Here is a 588-nt window from a genome sequence, read left to right as displayed (position 1 = left end):
ACCTCCGCCACCGCCGCGGCCCCCCACCCCGCTCGCGAGCGTCTTGGCACAGGCGGGCGCGCTGTCCGGCACGCCGTCCGGGACCGGCCGTCCGCTCGGGACAGGTGCCGGGACGGGCGTGAGCGCCGAACTGCTGGCCGCGATGGCCGCGATCCAGACCGGGTACGGCGCGGGCCCGACGAGTTTCAGCGGATCGACCGGTTTGCCGCAGATGCCGCTCGGCGCTGCCGATGGGCTGGGCAACGGCCTGTTCGATCCCGCCCAGGCCTACGTCCGGACCATCCAGCCGGTCATGAACGGCATCGGATAGCAGGAGAGACGATCTTGACTGTGCCTTCGATCCCCCTGGCGGGGAGCCCGTCCGCGATGACGGCTCCCACCGGCGAGGGACAGACGGGCCAGAGCGGGGCCGGTGACGCGTTCGCCGCCCTCCTCGCCCTGCTCGCGGCCGGAGGTCCCCTGCCCCAGGGCATGCTGCCCGTCCCCGGCGCCCCCGGCGGCTCCGACGCCTCCGGCGGAACCGCCCAGCCGACCGCGGCGGCACCGGCCGGCGGCCCGCTCACCGCGCAGGCCCTGCTCGCCGCCCAG

At 76.2% G+C, this 588-nt stretch carries 2 protein-coding genes; both read left to right on the top strand.

The genetic code is table 11. The features are described 5' to 3' along the window. The coding region (locus ACWJ6R_RS37745; RefSeq protein ID WP_449066768.1) for a hypothetical protein at nucleotides 1-310 on the top strand (310 nt) is incomplete at its 5' end. A 14-nt stretch (nucleotides 311-324) separates the two neighbouring features. Beyond that, on the top strand, nucleotides 325-588 hold a 264-nt coding region (locus ACWJ6R_RS37740), incomplete at its 3' end, for a hypothetical protein (protein WP_449066767.1).

This window comes from Planomonospora algeriensis, assembly GCF_977012225.1.
The sequence above is the reverse complement of the archived record's forward strand: the minus strand, read 5'-3'. Positions and strand labels throughout refer to the sequence as shown.